Here is a 16078-nt window from a genome sequence, read left to right as displayed (position 1 = left end):
AGCCGTTTTTTTTGTATTGGTCGATTTCGGTTTCGCTGAGTTACTCAGACAAATTTACTCAGTCAAACCCGCTTCGATTGCTTCCTGCTGCAAGCGATACTCTTCGTGTTGACGCACAGTGTTGGTCAAACGGAACTCAGGTCCTTTGGGAAAATACTGTATGTCGTCCGTGAGATAGTGAGGAGACGGCAAAGTCTGCCCGCCAATCCATGACTGACAACCGGTACTGCAAAGGGCCAATGTACAAACCATCAAACCTGCAGTTAATCCAGACAATTTGCACATTGTGTTCTTCATTTCAGTTTCCCGACTTATTCAATGAGTGGTATTCGTTTTAAACCTGCCGTGACCCTTTTCAAATCACAGGCTGCAGAGCTGTCGTCTGCAGATTTGAAACTATTTTTTACATTCCGTTTCCAGGTGAACGACCATTAGGCGGCGCTGGATCTGCGCCTTGGGAAATCAAAGCTTCTGGAAATGGGATATTAGCTATATCGGTCGGTATAACTCTTCGCTTCAGCAAAATCGGAAGAATACATGGAAACGTTACAAACCTCAGCTGTTTACTAGACGAAAAACCTCACTTATAACCCCTATTTTAACATTCAGTGAAATAAAAAAACGCAGGGCGAAGGAGTACATTCCCCTCTGCCCTGCGTTTGTCTGATCTGGATCAGGCCGTTGTCTCGCCTGGTTTTAGCTTTTGAAAACCCGACGGACCTCCTCGAGTGATGTCACACCACGGGCAACGAGATTCATCGCCCCCTGTTGGTGATTAAGCATTCCGAGTGATTTTGCCTTCTGACTGATCTGTTTGGCATCTGCCCCGGAGATCAACAGACTTTTGATTTCGTCCGTCATTTCGATGAGTTCGTAAATCGCTGTGCGGCCTTCGTAGGGAAGACCTTCATATAGGGGTTCGTCCTCTTCATCGTCGTCGTCGTCCTCGTTCACAGGAGCAGTCGGTGGACGGTAGAGAATGTTGGTTTCAGGAGGAAGTCCCAGTTGATGTACGAGTTTGGGATTGGGTCGGTATGCTTCCTTGATGTCATCCCGCAGCTTCCGAATCAGCTTGGGGCATAGAATCCCTTTCACATTTTCGGCGACCAGTTTAGGGTCTCCCACGAGTTCGACCATCTTCTTAAGGCCGTGAGCGGCTGTCGGAGCGGATAGCTCGGTGAAGAAGGTCATTTTGTGGCAGCTTTTGATGTAATTCATCGCCTTTTCGGGAGTATCAACCGCGTCAACGATGGCGCCGTCTGCTTCCTTACGATGTGCCCGAACGATGTTTTCTTCGAAGCCCAGTTCATCCTGGTAATCGTATTTACTCAATCCAGGAACGTCTTCTAAGTTGAGACCTTTCTGTAGATTGAAAATCGTCTTCAGGTACAGGTCGACACACAGAATCGAACCATGCAATGTCCTGGTGACACCGGAACCAGGTGGCCCACAGACTAGGAAGATTCCGTTATTGTCGCTGGTCATTTTGCGAATCTGTTCGCGCATTTCGTCGGTGAAGCCGAGCTGAGCAGTACTCTCGAGCCGATCCTTCATATTCCGGATTTTAACGATGACTCGTTCCGCCCCCAGTTGGGTTGGGACCGATTCCACGGAAAGTCGATAGGGGACTCCCATGAACTGCGCTTTAATACCGCCTGACTGTTTTTTACTGCGAACTTTGGAGTCGAGGCCAGCAAGGACCTTTATCATCTGCGTGACGCCTAACGCCTGTTTTCCAGGGTATCGATCCCCGGCGAAACCGACGCCATCGATATCGAGACGCACAATCGAGCCTCCTTTGCGGGGTTCGATTACCAATCGTTCTGAGCGGCGGTCGATTGCATCCGAGATGAGTTCTTTCACCGGCATCAGCGCGGCGCGAACCAGCCCGGTATTAGCCGACAAATCGACTTCCCGTCCTTCGGTGGCTCCCTGAAACAGGACGGTCTCCAGTTCCTCTTCTTCCTCATCGAATTCATCGTCCAGAAGATCATCGTCTTCGTGGTCGTCATCTACCTTTTTCTTCCGGCGGAAAATCACGCGCAAACTCCAAGTGAGAAATTTTTTAGAAACTCGTCGCCAACAACATTCCGGACCTTTTGCCTGTGTGCAAAAAATCGAACGAGCAGAGAAGCCCCAAGTCTGGCGCTCAGGACGATTCGGCGACTCTTTAAATTTTGGAACTGAAGTGCGTTCTTCTATTTTTCCTCAGCGAATGAGGAAAATCCAGTAAGAAAGAGGAACGCCACTTGAGAAGGTGGGGAGTTTTCACGACAAAAACGCGTATCGTGCGCTCGCAATCATTTCCTGACATGCACTTCCCAGTAGCGACAGCGAAGCCGGCATCAAGAGCAGGCTTATAACAGGCCGTAGGTAGTCAGGGTTTTGCTTAAGGAAGCGGTCTGCTCTTCCGTCAACGGTGTCATCGGAAGGCGAACTTCACCCAAATCGCGTCCCAGCAATTTCATCGCTGTTTTCACGGGGATCGGATTGGTCGCCAAGCTGAGCATGTCTCGGCAAAGTGGAAACAGTTTGTAATGCCGCTTTCTGGCTTCTTCCAGATTTCCGGCCGCAAAGGCGTTCAACAGTGCTTTGACATCTTGAGGCACAATATTACCGACAACAGAGACCACACCGCTGCCACCCAATGAAAGAAGGGGCAAAGTAAGACTGTCGTCTCCCGAAAGGAGAGTCAGGTCACAACCAGCGAGAATATGCGATGCCTGATCCATACTGCCGGTCGATTCTTTGATCGCGACAATGTTAGGAATTTCAGCAAGACGAATGATTGTTTCTGGTTCAATATTTTTCGCGGAGCGTCCGGGGATATTGTACAGAATGATCGGAATGTCCACTTCTTCAGCAATGGCTTTGAAGTGCTGGTAGAAACCTTCCTGGGTCGGTTTGTTGTAATATGGAGCGACCTGCAGGGAGCCATCGGCGCCTACAGACTTTGCAAACTTCGTCAGGCGAATCGCTTCGCGAGTGCTGTTCGAGCCCGTTCCGGCAACGACCTTCACGCGTCCTGCCGCCTGTTCGCAAACAATCGCAATGACTTGCTCATGCTCTCCGTGGGAGAGCGTCGGGCTCTCACCGGTGGTACCTACAGGGCTGACACAATCGGCACCTTGTTCGACCTGATAGTCGACCAGATCCCTGAGTGCCTGCTCGTCGATTTCCCCATCTTTGAAGGGGGTTACCAGAGCGACTGTCAAACCGGAAAATTGATCTCCCTTGCCTGCCATAACAGGGAAACTCCTCATTCTATATATCTAAAAAGCTGAACTGGATAGTGGTGAATACTCGTTTATTCTTCAGACTTATTGCGATCAGAGGCCGTTACCGGCTACTCCAGTCTATACCAGACATACTCGCCAAGGCGAGTTGTAAGGCATGGGTACCATCGCGTCCATGGCCTTGAGCCTGAACGGCGAGATACAGTTGATGTCCTAATGCGAGACCGGGAAGGCATAAGCCCATCCGTTTTGCCTCGGCCAATGCCAGACCCATATCTTTGATGAAGTGTTCGACGAAAAATCCGGGATCGAAATTATTATCCATAATTCGCGGTCCTAAGTTGGTCAGCGACCAGCTTCCCGCGGCACCGCTGCCCACCGACTTCAGGACGGTAGGAAGATCGAGACCTGCTTTGTGACCATATAATAATGCTTCACAGACGCCGATCATGTTCGTTGCGATTAAGGTTTGGTTGACCATCTTCGTATGTTGGCCAGAACCGGCTTTTCCCTGATAAACGATCGTCTTTCCCATCGCTTCCCAACAGGGCTGCAATAGGTCGACGACCTCTTTTTCTCCACCGATCATGATCGACAGCGCGGCATTCTTCGCCCCGACATCTCCACCAGAAACAGGAGCATCGACGCTGTGAACACCCTGCTCTTTCGCTGTCTCAGCAATTTCGACTGCCAGCGACGGATCGCTGGTAGTCATGTCGACAAGAATATTCCCTGACTTGGAACCGGCGAGTGCCCCTTTTTCTCCAAGGACGACTTTGCGTACGTCATCGGGGAAACCGACGATCGTGAAAATTACATCAGATGCTTCCGCGACAGCCTGGGGAGAATCAGCCCAAGTCGCTCCCTTATCAATGACCGACTGTGCCTTTGCTTTTGTGCGGTTATAAACGGTCACGGCAAATCCAGCATCAATCAGATGCCCGACCATGCTCGAACCCATTACGCCGGTTCCGATCCAGCCGAGTTTTGTCTCTCCCGGTTTGATCGCATTGATAGTCATAAGTCATTGTCCCTTAATACTGCGAGGCGGCAATGTGATCAGACGATCACTTCCATGTCGAATCCCCGATTTGAGTTGATTCCAGACAGTCTACTTTCCCTTTTTTGGCCGCGAACGGCAAGTGCCCCACCCGGAACTGAGGCAATACGCCGCGAGATTACTATTACGGATACTCAAAACGGTTCCTGAGTTAGCGGCATCAATAGGTGAAATGGAGTTAAATCACGTAGAGGCAGGATCTCTAAGAATTCGTCCGACTGGATTCGGACCCTATTCCTACCAAACTGCCCTTTTGTCCAATCATTATACATTTCTACCCCATTTCACTTCTCTACTCACCGAAAACCGCTTATTGTGTAGCGTTGCATTATTTTTCATACAACCGGTACAAAATGACATTCCGGGCCTGACTTCATTATTACCTTGCCCAAAACATACACGTTTTTTCCTTCCCCTATTTTTAATTTCGAGGCTACAGTCATGTTAAGACGCTCACACTTAAAGAACTTTGTTAGTCGACTTCTAGCGGCTCAAGATTCCCAAACGCGAAGGGCTGTCGCACGACGTCACGGTATGCAACTGGAAGCACTGGAATCTCGTGAAATGCTGTCGGGTACTGCTGGCGGCGCAATTGCAGCTGAAGACTTTGAAGATGGTACTGCCGACGACTTCACAGAGAATGACTCCAATCTCTGGTCAGTTCAAAACGTGGGTGGAAATAAAGTCTACCAGTCTGGCGGGGCCGGAACTCTTGAACTGGCAACTTCCGTCATCGAAACGGAAGACGAACTTCCCAATGCCTTCTCCGTCTCTGCCGATATGAAAGCCGTGTCTGGAAGCGGACGTTGGCATGATGGCTTCATTATCTTTGACTATGTCAGCGATTCTGATTTCAAATACGCTGGTGCCTTCGTTGGACAGAACCAGTGGGTGATCGGCCATTATGAGGGAGACTTCAGTAATCGTCTCGCTCAGGTCGACCTCGATGACGTAGGTAAGACGATTGATGTAAATACCGTTTACAACCTCACTGTATTTATCCAAGGTCAAACAGCGACATTGTTCGTCGATGGCGATGAAGTTCTGGACGCGAAGTTCACCGGCGAAGGCACCTTGAAAAAAGGACAAGTCGGCGTGATGTCCTTTAATGCACAAACGCAGTTCGACAATATCTGTGTTACTGAAGCCGATGCTCCCCTCTTCAAAGAAACCTTCCAGGATGGGATCGCCGATGATTTCACACCGAACAATGCAGCCCTGTGGACTGTAGAAGAAATCGAAGGCAATAAGGTTTACAAAAGCAACAGTAAAGCCAAAGGTCTAGCGACCTCGGTTATTGATCTGGGAGACGAGCTTCCGAAATCATTCCAAATCGCTGTCGACATGACTTCGATTCTGGGACCGGCCCCCTGGCACGACGGATTCATTATCTTCGACTATGTCAGCGACACCGATTTTAAATATGCAGGCGCTTTTGTCGGACAGAACCAATGGGTCATCGGCCATTACCAAGGTGACTTCAGCGAGCGACTTGCCCAGATTGATCTCGACGATGAAGGAAAAACAATTCCTCGAAACGTGGTCCAGTATCTGGATCTCGTCGTCGACGGTGGTGATGTCACTCTGTTCGTGAATGGCGAAGAAGTCGTTTCCGCTGAGTTCGAGGAAAATAAGTTAAACGGTGGTCAAGTTGGCCTCATGACGTTTAACGCCGTCACTTTGTTTGACAACTTCTGTGTCCTCACCAAAGGTGAAGGTGGTGGCGATGACGACAAAGATAAAGACAAACTTCTGGCCTTCGAAGAAGACTTGTTTGAACTGGTTTAATCACAACAGTCGGTTGTTTAATTTGTCTAAATTTTCTTTCTAAATAGGGAAAGAGACTGACAGACTTCGACGACACATTGTTTGTTTTAAAGAAAACCCATGTTCCAACCGTTCGCGAACTGGACATGGGTTTTTCTTATGCGCCATTGTCAAGATAGCCGAAACTTGATTTGCGGCTGAGAGTTCGTGAGAATGAAAGCCCGTGCTTCTCGCTTTAAGGATATGATCATGCCGAAGTTCCATGTCACTCGCTCAATTGAAATCGATGCCTCCCCTGAAAAGGTGTTCGGCGTTGTCTCGGACTTCAACACTTGGCCAAAATGGTCTCCCTGGCTGATCGCAGAACCAGAAGCCAAAGTGACTATCTCTTCGGAAAGCAATTCCGTTGGTTCTACCTATGCGTGGGATGGTGATGTCACAGGGGCGGGAGAACTTCAATGGCAAAAGCTTGATGGACCGAATTATATTGAGTCGGAAATTCGTTTCCTGCGTCCAATGAAGAGTGTGTCGAAGGTCTCCTTCAATATTGAATCTGTTGGAAGCGGTTCGCGAATTCACTGGAATATGGATGGTTCCCTGCCCTGGTTCCTGTTCTGGATGGTCGGCATGATGAATGGCTGGATCGGGTCTGACTATGACCGCGGCCTCAAGATGCTCAAAGAATGGATAGAAACCGGACACATCAACAGCCGCGTGATTGTCCACGGAAAAGATATCGTCGAGTCGATCCGAATGGTCGGTGTACGCCGCACCTGCACCTTCGACAAGATGATGTCGGTGATGGAAGATGCCATTGTTGAGTTACACCACAAACTGGAAACAGCGGGAATTCGTGATCACGGCCTCATGATGACCGTTTATCATCGCTTCAACATGAAGAAGCAGGAAACCGAATTCACTATTGGGTACACCATTCCTGACTCCGAAACCGCCCCAGATGATCTCGACGAGTGGAGTACCCTTGCTACGCCCGCATATTACATTGAACATATCGGTTCTTACGAGCATCTCGGCAACGCTTGGTCTACTGGGCAGACACACCTTCGTAATAAGAAGTTGAAAGCGAGTAAGACGAGTCCGTTTGAGATCTATCGCAACTCGCCATCGGAAACCGATGAGAAAGATCTGGTTACTGACGTTTATATGCCACTCAAATAACTGGTGACTTCCAGAATCTCTGTTGGCATTGGCAAGCCACAGAAGTCGGCTGTCAAAATAGAGAGATTAAGCAACTTCGTTTATTTCTATCCGGAGGAGTGGTCGTTCAGCGGCCAAATCCTGCGGTCGCTGACATGTCAGGCAGATGTTTTACATCGCTGTTGTTTTAAAATGAATAATCACTGATTTGCTTATTACAGGGGGCGCTTCACCCTGTTCCTGTAGAGTATTTCGTGCAGTTGTTGTCCTGTCCCACCAAACGAAATGCTCCCTATTTCCGAACCGAAAGGGAGCGGAACAGGATCTGCACAGAGATAACCCTGAGTGGTAACTAGACCTGACAGTTTTTCAGGGCGCTACCAGCAAAATCACAATCCAAAACAACCAAGGAGTCTCTGAAATGAAATTGCATAAACTATTGATGGCACTATCTATTGCCCCTGCCGCTCTGCTCTTGGCGGGCTGCACCGAAACAAATACTGAAATGGAACATCGCGCCAATCGTCCGATCATGGAAGACGGAATGCACGATGAGGTTCATGATGAAGATGCTCATATTGATGTGCTCGATGTCGACGAGACTGATGAAGCACTCGAAGATAGTTCATCACCGAACATCGAACAGGAATTAAACAATGAGGCCGACGACAACATTAGCGACTCGACATCACCCGAAGAGTTAACCGAACCCGAAACTGAAGTGGAAATCGAAGTCGAAGAAACTGATCCGGTGCTTGCACCGAACCCAGAGAACACTCAGAACGACGAAGCGACCACTCCGTAGAGCAGAAAACACGTTAGTTCTTTCTCCAGACTTTCCAGTAATCGGTAATGCGATCCGTGAGATCGCCCGGTGACTCGGTATAAAGCAGGCGGGCCAACTGTAACCCTGAGGCTTGCAAGTTTTGACGACGTAGTTGAATGAGTTCTAACAACCGTTCTTGTTCAGCGACGTCGCCAAAACGATTTGCATCTTCCAGAATGAATCGCGTTAATACTGACAAATCGTGATCGTCGCCCAGATAATCACTCAGTTGCTTGACCTGATCGGCACGCGCTTCTAAAACTTTCGGAAATGTATTTTCCAACAGCCGTAAATGAAACCAATGGTATTTGGTTCGCTTCCGTAACTCATGCAATCGCTCTGTTGTCGGATCGGCGACTGATTTTTTGAGAACTTTGTTTCCCCGCGAGTACGTTTTCTTGATCCCCTTGCGAATCGACTTCCAGGAAACGGAATCAAGTTTCCAATCAGAAATACGCTTACGTGCTCTTTTTAACTCCGGAACGAGTTTCTCCAGCCGATCTTCCATTTCAGTCCACTCGGTGGTGATCTGCTCGTTGCTTTCCCGTAGTACCTCCAATGTGGTCGCGAGAATTTCCTGCTGCTCCGAACTTTCGTCTGCCAGACTGGTACGTAACGCTTCCACCGCCTCGATCATCGCTTCCGTATCACGTGCGCGCGATAGCTCTCGGGATCGATCCCGATACCAGTCGTTTTCGTCCTCGTAAGTTTCCTCATAAGCAGAACGGACGAGTCTGATTAAACCTCGCAGCTTTTTGCACCGCTTCCGAAATTCGTGAATCTGCTCCTGCCGATCGGCATCGCTCTTTTCCAAATCCTGAATGGCGGCATCCACCTGCTCCCCCGCAATGCGTTTAATGCCCGCGGAGAGTGATTCCGTTTTGGTGAAATTAAAACTCATGATTTAGGGATTCCCCCGGATGAATGATGAATGTAATAAGCGGACGATTTGACGCTTTTAGACAAGAGGGAGTTGATCGCGGACGGTCATTCTATAGAACGACCCTTCATTCGTGAAGGTACCTCATCGCCATTTCAAATACACATGTCATTCATCTTCGGTTCATGACGAACCTTTACTCCGAAACATCCATTTCCAGCTCACCGTTGTTCATGCTGCGATATCGACGTAAAATCGAGTGGAGGCGATCTCTCAGAAAGCCTTCATCAGAAATCATCTCTAAAACGACTTCTCCGCGCGATCCTTGTTCAGGAGTTCCACCCCGTGAATCGACTCGTTGCTATCATTGTTCTTCTCCTTCCCGGAATCGCTCTTGCAGCGGAGCCAATCTTCGTTGAAGCAGAAAGCTTTACCACATCAACAGACGGTTGGAAGGTTCAGGAGAACCGACAAACACGCTCAGCCTCCATGCTAAACACACTGCACGGAGCCGTCGGTGATCCGAGTGGCGTCGCCCAAACTTCGGTGACCATCTCTGAAGCGGGAGACTTCCGCATCTGGGTCCGTTTTCTGCATCACAAAACGCGACGAGGCCCGTTCCAACTCGCGGTTGCTCAGAATAACCAAACAGTCGGTTCAAATCATTTCGACAAAGAGCCTCTCCCGAACGCATTCAACTGGGATTACGTTTGGGATTACTTCGATTTGACATTACCCGCAGGAACAGTCGAGCTCGAACTGAGTAAAACAGATCAGGAGAATTGCTCGCCCTATGTTCGCCATGTCGATTGCGTCTTGCTCACTACAGACAAGGAGCTTACTCCTAACCACCTTCTCTATGGTCCGCAAACTTTTCTACGCGTCACTTTGGACGACGTCTACGACAATCCCGTTTATATTCATATCTTCGCGGACCACTATCATGCTCCGTGGTACCAGCATTTCAATTTGTCTAAGGCAGGGACGAAACCGGGGTTAAGACCCGCTCTTGATGAACGACTTGTCGGTGGGGAACAGACTCCCTGGTGTAACATCACTCCGATGCTGTACCAGGATAGTGGTGCGATCCTGAACATCACTGCCCGACACCATTATGCAGAGCATGCCCCTCAGTTGGCGGCCAAGCTCGAATTCGCGAGCGCACCCAATGAAGATTCGATTGTCCGTACAATGCAGTTCGACTGCCAACCGAATGGTTTGGTCGTCGTGACTCCGCCCGATCTCACAACAGAAGAACATCGAAGCCGTTTAATGCGGGATGCTGAGTTCGCCGAAGCCACAGGCAAGGTGGCCGATGCGATGGATTGGCCCACGTTTGGAAAGAAACCGGAATCGATCCCCTTCTTCGTCAGCGCAACCGTCGGTGGATATGATACCGAGGTTGATAAAGCGGTGAGTGACCGCGAATGGAAGACGCTGGATTACTTCGGATTTTCCAATCGCGATAAATCCTACATCGGTGGCCTTTGGTATATGCATGATCGCTCCTTCTGTCGGCCCGACATCGAAAAGATGAAAGAGTCAGCGGCCACGAAAGTAGACAAGTTCGTGCAAAGTGGTAAATCGATCGACGACATCGCTTACTGTATGTTGATGGATGAACCGACCGGACAGCCAGCCAGCTTCGCCGCTGCCGATGAAGCGTATCATGAAGCGTTCCGAAACTGGATCAAGAAGCTGGGCAAGACTCCAGAAGATTTGCTCGTTGCCGACTGGGACGCCGTTCGCCCTGTGCCAGAAAGCGAACGAGATCAATCCCCGGCACTCCATTACTTCACCCAGCGATTCCGTACCCGAGCCTTGGGCGACTTCATGGCGATTCAGCGAGGAATCCTGGAAGAAGCTTACGGTCGTACTCTGCCAACCCTCGTGAACTTCAGCGACGGGGCAACCTATCACGCGAACTTTTACGGGCAGGGAGTCGATTACTTCGAACTGCTCGATTCCGATGACCAGAATGCACTCTGGAGTGAAGACTGGGCCAACGGGGCTTCCAGCTATCAATGCGGTGCCTATAACGTCGACTTGATGCGAGCGGCTGCGAGGGAGCGGGGACAAACACTCGGCCACTATCTGGTGGCGCACGCGGGGCGCAAACCCTGGGACATTAAACTCAAAGGGGCAAGCGAAACGGCGCGAGGCATACGGCTCTGGAAGAACTTCTCCTACGGCGTCAGTTGGGGGAGCCATGAAGGAGGCCCCACCTGGAAAAGTCACACATGGTATTCCAAACCGGAAAAATGGATTGCTAACGCGGAAGTTGTGCGCGAGATTGGTGGTGCCGAAGATCTGCTACTCTCCTCGACAGCAAAACCGGCGGAAGTCGCTGTGCTCTATTCCTCATCGACCGACGCTTGGACATTGGGGCAGAACTACGCCTTTGGTTTTAATCGCATGCACACCTGGATGGCTCTCGCACATGCACAAATTCCGGTCGACTTCGTGAGCGAACAACAGGTTGAAAAAGGTTTGCTGCAAGATTACAAAGTCTGCTACCTGTCCGGTCCCAACCTGACTTCCGCCGCAGCTGAAAAACTACGCGACTGGATCATGGAGGGGGGCGTTTTATATCTTTCCGCAGGAGCTGCAAGCCACGATGAATTCAATCGACCGCTGGCTACATTAGACGAACTATTGCCTGCCGACCGGGAACCATTACAAGTTCTGCAGCCATTTTTGAATTCGGGAAGTTATCTCCACATACTTCAAGCTCAGGATGTCGTGACTGCCGGTGAGCAGGAACTTGATGTGCTTTCCGTTCAACAACGACAGTCCGCCCGTTCCGGTAGCGAAGTCTTAGCGACATTCAAGGATGGATCGGCAGCGATTGTGCGAACCGATGCGGGCCAGGGATCGATCTACTCCGCCGGTTTCCTGCCCTCGCTGGACTATATCAAGCAGGCCCTCGTCGCGCGGCGAGACCTTCAAGCGGCGCAGGTGACCGCGGAAGAACTCGCCACCAACCGCACGGACGTTCCCACACCCGTGTTGGACTTAAAGGAAGGCGAAGCGACAACGACCGGGGACTCCCGACTGGAACGCTCGGACAACCCCTGGGAATACTCGGCCGACGTTCGAGAACTGATTCTGCAACCGGTTCGCACCGCGAGCATCACTCCTCCCCTGACCTGCAATGTACCGCTGGTCGACGCCGTATTGTTAGAAGGAGATTCGGGCGCCGTCATCCCCCTCGCCAACTACACTCTGGCCCCACTCAAGCAGGTCGATTTCACTCTGCAACCCGCCCAGCCGATCACCCGAATCGAATCAATTCACCAGGGAGAACTCAACTACCATACCACCCCCGAAGGGAAGGTTCATTTTTCATTACCGTTGGATAGTAGCGATTATGTGCAAGTCTTTTATCGATGATGGAATCGATGGATAAGTAAAATTATCTCTTTTGAGTTAGCGTCGAAGCAAGATGCACAAATGAAATCAATCCCGAGATATGTTCAGAAAAAAGCCTCGCCACCTGACACCGAACCGAGATCCCAGTAAGGAGAAAGATGGCGAGTTACTGTTAGTTTGAAAACTTGTCGTCAATTCAGTTGATCTGCTACACCGAACTTAGAGCAGTGGCCAACGAGACTTTGGCTATGCTAAACTTGTAACAATGGTCAAACTCTGGACAGCTCATGCAATTGTCCCACTGTTCCTGATTGGGAGTAATCGACTTCTTCGACTGCAACATGCCCCCACTTTGATCATTTAATACAGTGAAGACTTTTCCCGACTTGGGTTGGTCCGCGGGCAGATTCAATATATCAGGAAACATTTTTCCGTAGCATTCATGATGTTGTTTCATTTTGTACTCCCTTGAACTTCAATATCCGCTTCTGCAGCAGTCATATTATTTATTGAAGGAGTCTCTGATTCATGTGCGAACCAGCCCTGTGTTTTGAGACAGAACTTCACGAGCATCAACATGACAGGCACTTCGATGAGTACACCGACCACCGTTGCCAATGCCGCCCCGGACGAGAGCCCGAACAACATGACTGCTGTGGCAATCGCCACCTCGAAATGGTTGGAAGCCCCAATCATAGCTGTAGGAGCCGCATTCTCATAAGTAAGCCCCATGAGCTTTGAAAAAATGTAGCCCAGTGCAAAAATTAAAATTGTTTGCAGAAACAATGGGATCGCGATCCACAGAATTGTTGCGGGATTCGAAAGAATGATCTCTCCTTTAAAGGAGAACAGCAGAATCAACGTTGCCAGCAAAGCAACGATGGTGATTGGGGTCAGAAAGTGCAGGAACCGCTCCTTAAACCAAGCCTCCCCTTTGGTGGCAATTAACCACTTTCGGGAAAAATATCCTGCAACCAGTGGGAGCGCGACATACACGGAGATAGATAACAAGAGGGCTTGCCAGGGAACGGGCAACTCCCCCACTCCCAACAGAAATCCTCCCAGCACTCCATATAATAAAAGCATGGTGAGTGAGTTAACGGCGACCATCACAATCGTGTGGCCATCATTCCCCTTTGCAAGGTAGCCCCACACTAGAACCATGGCAGTACAAGGAGCGATCCCCAATAAAATACAACCAGCCAAATAGCTGCGCCACAAAGGGACTTCCAACATTTTAACGCCGTCCACAAGCACAACCTTCCCCGATCCATATACAGCATCCACCGGCAGATCCATTCCCAATGGAGGTTTCACGTAATCAACAGCGTCTTGACCAATAAAACCGAGGAAGAGAGTCCCGAGAAAAAAAACGGAAATGGCGTACATCGTGAATGGTTTAATGGCCCAGTTCAGGAAAAGCGTGAGCCCCATTGGTTTAATAGCTTTTCCCGCCCGAACGATCTCACCGAAGTCGATCTTGACCATGATCGGATACATCATGAAAAAGAGACACAATGCGATTGGAATGGAGATGACCGGAGCGTTGTTCACATAGATCGCCATTCCATCGAGCGACTTGGCGATATCAGGGGCCAGTTTGCCGAGAGCGATCCCAGCGACAATACATAGCCCTACCCACAAAGTGAGATACCGTTCAAAGAATCCCATCCCTCCCTCTTTCAGTTTCTGGGAAGGGCATGTTTCCGTCGACATTTTCTCTCCTCTTTATCTATAATATGTGCTTAGGCGAATATGTTGGTCAAAAAAACAAGTTCACCCTGTTTCACAAACGGACCCAGATTGAGCATCCGCCATCGTTTTAAATCAGATCAGTCTCAAACAACATAAACCGTATTGGCTCCCAAAACTACATCCGCATAGGCGAATGTTATTATAATGAATCGGCATTGTCAATGTGTCAGGTTTAGTTTATTTGAGACGAAGTGTCCCAGCGTATACCTACAACGTTTATCGTTGGCTTCGGAGATTCTCTTTGTGAGATGGGCGGACGTCCGAGGATCGAGTTCGAAAGCAGTTTGCACCTCAAGAATGACTTCTCAGTCCAACATTTAATTTGGCCAGAGTGAGAACTATCGAAAATGGGGAGTTCGCTATCCGCCATCCGCTCCGACAACAGACTGTTCGGCAAAGAGATGGCCGCTATATTTGACGAGTTGCTGGACAGGCAAATTAGTGACGTCGAGAGTCTACTTTCACAGAATCATTATTTCACCCACTGGGGCGACTGCTCCATCAGCATTGATATTTATGATTGAAAGACGTCCATTTGCATCCACCCACACGGAGAACCAGGGTGGAGTTTTATCTTGCAATTCACCCGTCTTTATGCGACCACCATCTACTCTCCCCTGATACTTTTCGATGAGGGATATTTTTTCTGCATCAGCGTCGAAGCGGGAAGCACGATGGAGTCGCTCAATGAAATGATCGAAAACGACTCCTTCTGCGGCGAGAGATTTTTAAAGAAAATGGACGATAAGAACTCCTTGGAATAAACCCGCTCAATCCCTAAGCGCATTAAAAAAACGCCAGACAACACATTCGTGTTGTCTGGCGTTTTTGAGTACACCCCGGAGGATTCGAACCTCCAACCTTCGGTTCCGTAGACCGAACGGAGGATTTTGTAACCTCATTAAATGACAAGGACTTACAGATTATACAAGAAGCCGCTTGCCCTCATGCTTGCATCCACAATTACGAGTTACAAGAGAAAGACGTTCAGCTTCTAAACAAAATTATTAATAGATGGCACAATTTACCAATGTCGATCAAACGAATATTCTCGCTAATGATGAGTGAAGATTAATCCTAAAACGATCGATCGGTACAAGTTCAACTATCTCCGAGCCCTTTAATTTCTGGAATGTGTTATCGGGCGATTGATGAAGTTCACTTCGACCAGAACCGAAAACAAAAAAAGGCGACACAAGTAGGACTTGTGCCGCCGGGCGGTAAACTGATTGTGGTTACCGATTATTTGTAGGTCTGCATGATTGTATAGAAGACGTGGTTACCGGTCATCTGGCGAGTATAACAAACCCAGCGTGTTCCTTTCCGTGATAAATAAAACGTTCTTCGCCAGTAACCCATGCATTGTAGGGAAACGTCGACGTAATAATTCCCCCCCTTTCTGCCAATTCACCCATCTTCGCAACAATCGCTAAAGCGCCGTCTGTGGAGGACTTCTTGAGAGCTTCATTTGCTGCTCTCGAGTGATACCGAACAGAAATTTCCTTCAAGTGCCAGTCAGAGCCTATGCCACTCCCATCAGACTTAACCTCGATCTTGATGATCGAACCAACGTCTGATGCAGTGAACACGAAAGTATCACGGTCTCCAGACTCGAACGCATTTCCATCCAACAGTCGATTAATTTTAATTAAATCGGTATGTCCTCTTGTTCCATAAAGCTTCAGGCAAATGTTGGAGTCAGTTCCAGCGCCGGATTGGTCACTTGTATTGATGGTCACAACGTATGAGGCACCAGCTAGTGCGATGTCCGAGATGCACACTGCTGAGATTGCCAGCGTCAAAGCAACAGTTAGAACATGGTTTGGAATCTTTGTCATCATTGTAATGTCTCCAAGAGTAAAGGGTTAAGGTTGGCGGTGAGTTTGATTGTGTTGTGTTGTCCGCCGCTGATAGAGAAAGTCCCAAACAGAACTCGCACCCCTCATGTTTTTGGAAAATAATTTCCATTTTCGGTATTATTTGCTAACATCACTCAACAAACAACATCTCTGTAAGCTACTAAC

At 49.1% G+C, this 16078-nt stretch carries 13 protein-coding genes; 5 read left to right on the top strand and 8 right to left on the bottom strand.

Annotated features, from left to right (window positions below):
* Window positions 1–54: 54 nt before the first annotated feature.
* From Pla110_RS07450 to Pla110_RS07435, 4 genes are all read right to left on the bottom strand, one after another.
* Complete coding sequence (locus Pla110_RS07450; RefSeq protein ID WP_144994743.1) at window positions 55–297, bottom strand: hypothetical protein; 243 nt, start codon at window positions 295–297, stop codon at window positions 55–57.
* 399 nt (window positions 298–696) lie between these two features.
* Window positions 697–2040, bottom strand: a complete 1344-nt coding sequence (locus Pla110_RS07445; RefSeq protein ID WP_144994740.1) for an ATPase, T2SS/T4P/T4SS family — start codon at window positions 2038–2040, stop codon at window positions 697–699.
* Between the two features lie 317 nt (window positions 2041–2357).
* The gene (gene dapA / locus Pla110_RS07440) at window positions 2358–3245 is read right to left on the bottom strand and encodes a 4-hydroxy-tetrahydrodipicolinate synthase (protein WP_144994738.1); all 888 of its coding nucleotides are present in this window, start codon (window positions 3243–3245) and stop codon (window positions 2358–2360) included.
* A 94-nt stretch (window positions 3246–3339) separates the two neighbouring features.
* Complete coding sequence (locus Pla110_RS07435) at window positions 3340–4257, bottom strand: NAD(P)-dependent oxidoreductase (protein WP_144994736.1); 918 nt, start codon at window positions 4255–4257, stop codon at window positions 3340–3342.
* A 573-nt stretch (window positions 4258–4830) separates the two neighbouring features.
* On the opposite strand from Pla110_RS07435, the gene Pla110_RS07430 reads away from it, so the two are divergent.
* The 3 genes from Pla110_RS07430 to Pla110_RS07420 all read left to right on the top strand — a co-directional run bounded on the left by Pla110_RS07430 (window position 4831) and on the right by Pla110_RS07420 (window position 8026).
* Window positions 4831–6084 (top strand): LamG domain-containing protein, encoded by a 1254-nt coding sequence (locus tag Pla110_RS07430; RefSeq protein ID WP_144994734.1) that lies wholly within the window; start codon window positions 4831–4833, stop codon window positions 6082–6084.
* Between the two features lie 228 nt (window positions 6085–6312).
* Entirely contained in the window at window positions 6313–7242 is a 930-nt protein-coding gene (locus Pla110_RS07425; RefSeq protein WP_197440567.1) for an SRPBCC family protein, read from the top strand.
* Between the two features lie 400 nt (window positions 7243–7642).
* On the top strand, window positions 7643–8026 hold the full coding sequence (locus tag Pla110_RS07420) for a hypothetical protein (RefSeq protein WP_144994730.1): 384 nt from the start codon (window positions 7643–7645) through the stop codon (window positions 8024–8026).
* A 13-nt stretch (window positions 8027–8039) separates the two neighbouring features.
* On the opposite strand, the gene Pla110_RS07415 is transcribed toward Pla110_RS07420, so the two are convergent.
* Window positions 8040–8948: a CHAD domain-containing protein gene (locus tag Pla110_RS07415; protein ID WP_144994728.1), complete on the bottom strand. Its 909-nt coding sequence runs from the start codon at window positions 8946–8948 to the stop codon at window positions 8040–8042.
* Between the two features lie 324 nt (window positions 8949–9272).
* Here Pla110_RS07415 and Pla110_RS07410 point away from each other — a divergent pair, with 324 nt between their 5' ends.
* Entirely contained in the window at window positions 9273–12320 is a 3048-nt protein-coding gene (locus tag Pla110_RS07410; RefSeq protein ID WP_144994726.1) for a type 1 glutamine amidotransferase family protein, read from the top strand.
* A gap of 187 nt (window positions 12321–12507) precedes the next feature.
* Here Pla110_RS07410 and Pla110_RS07405 read toward each other — a convergent pair whose 3' ends face one another.
* Together Pla110_RS07405 and arsB are read right to left on the bottom strand one after the other, a co-directional pair.
* On the bottom strand, window positions 12508–12756 hold the full coding sequence (locus Pla110_RS07405) for a hypothetical protein (RefSeq protein WP_144994724.1): 249 nt from the start codon (window positions 12754–12756) through the stop codon (window positions 12508–12510).
* Complete coding sequence (arsB, locus tag Pla110_RS07400) at window positions 12753–14015, bottom strand: ACR3 family arsenite efflux transporter (protein ID WP_144994722.1); 1263 nt, start codon at window positions 14013–14015, stop codon at window positions 12753–12755. The genes Pla110_RS07405 and arsB overlap by 4 nt, the downstream gene beginning before the upstream one ends.
* A 614-nt stretch (window positions 14016–14629) precedes the next feature.
* On the opposite strand from arsB, the gene Pla110_RS07395 reads away from it, so the two are divergent.
* Entirely contained in the window at window positions 14630–14818 is a 189-nt protein-coding gene (locus Pla110_RS07395) for a hypothetical protein (protein WP_144994720.1), read from the top strand.
* Between the two features lie 522 nt (window positions 14819–15340).
* Here the strand turns inward: Pla110_RS07395 and Pla110_RS07390 are convergent.
* The gene (locus Pla110_RS07390) at window positions 15341–15895 is read right to left on the bottom strand and encodes a PLAT/LH2 domain-containing protein (protein WP_144994718.1); all 555 of its coding nucleotides are present in this window, start codon (window positions 15893–15895) and stop codon (window positions 15341–15343) included.
* Window positions 15896–16078: the final 183 nt, after the last annotated feature.

Source organism: Polystyrenella longa (genome assembly GCF_007750395.1).
Taxonomy (GTDB): Bacteria; Planctomycetota; Planctomycetia; order Planctomycetales; family Planctomycetaceae; genus Polystyrenella; species Polystyrenella longa.
This window is presented reverse-complemented; position numbering and strand designations above follow the sequence as displayed.

What these genes read in the sequence shown, in the direction of transcription:
- Pla110_RS07415 (WP_144994728.1), bottom strand. Translation starts at nt 8,948, where the DNA reads ATGAGTTTTAATTTCACCAAAACGGAATCACTCTCCGCGGGCATTAAA.
- Pla110_RS07450 (WP_144994743.1), bottom strand. Translation starts at nt 297, where the DNA reads ATGAAGAACACAATGTGCAAATTGTCTGGATTAACTGCAGGTTTGATG.
- dapA (WP_144994738.1), bottom strand. Translation starts at nt 3,245, where the DNA reads ATGGCAGGCAAGGGAGATCAATTTTCCGGTTTGACAGTCGCTCTGGTA.
- Pla110_RS07430 (WP_144994734.1), top strand. Translation starts at nt 4,831, where the DNA reads ATGCAACTGGAAGCACTGGAATCTCGTGAAATGCTGTCGGGTACTGCT.
- Pla110_RS07420 (WP_144994730.1), top strand. Translation starts at nt 7,643, where the DNA reads ATGAAATTGCATAAACTATTGATGGCACTATCTATTGCCCCTGCCGCT.
- Pla110_RS07435 (WP_144994736.1), bottom strand. Translation starts at nt 4,257, where the DNA reads ATGACTATCAATGCGATCAAACCGGGAGAGACAAAACTCGGCTGGATC.
- Pla110_RS07425 (WP_197440567.1), top strand. Translation starts at nt 6,313, where the DNA reads ATGCCGAAGTTCCATGTCACTCGCTCAATTGAAATCGATGCCTCCCCT.
- arsB (WP_144994722.1), bottom strand. Translation starts at nt 14,015, where the DNA reads ATGTCGACGGAAACATGCCCTTCCCAGAAACTGAAAGAGGGAGGGATG.
- Pla110_RS07390 (WP_144994718.1), bottom strand. Translation starts at nt 15,895, where the DNA reads ATGATGACAAAGATTCCAAACCATGTTCTAACTGTTGCTTTGACGCTG.
- Pla110_RS07405 (WP_144994724.1), bottom strand. Translation starts at nt 12,756, where the DNA reads ATGAAACAACATCATGAATGCTACGGAAAAATGTTTCCTGATATATTG.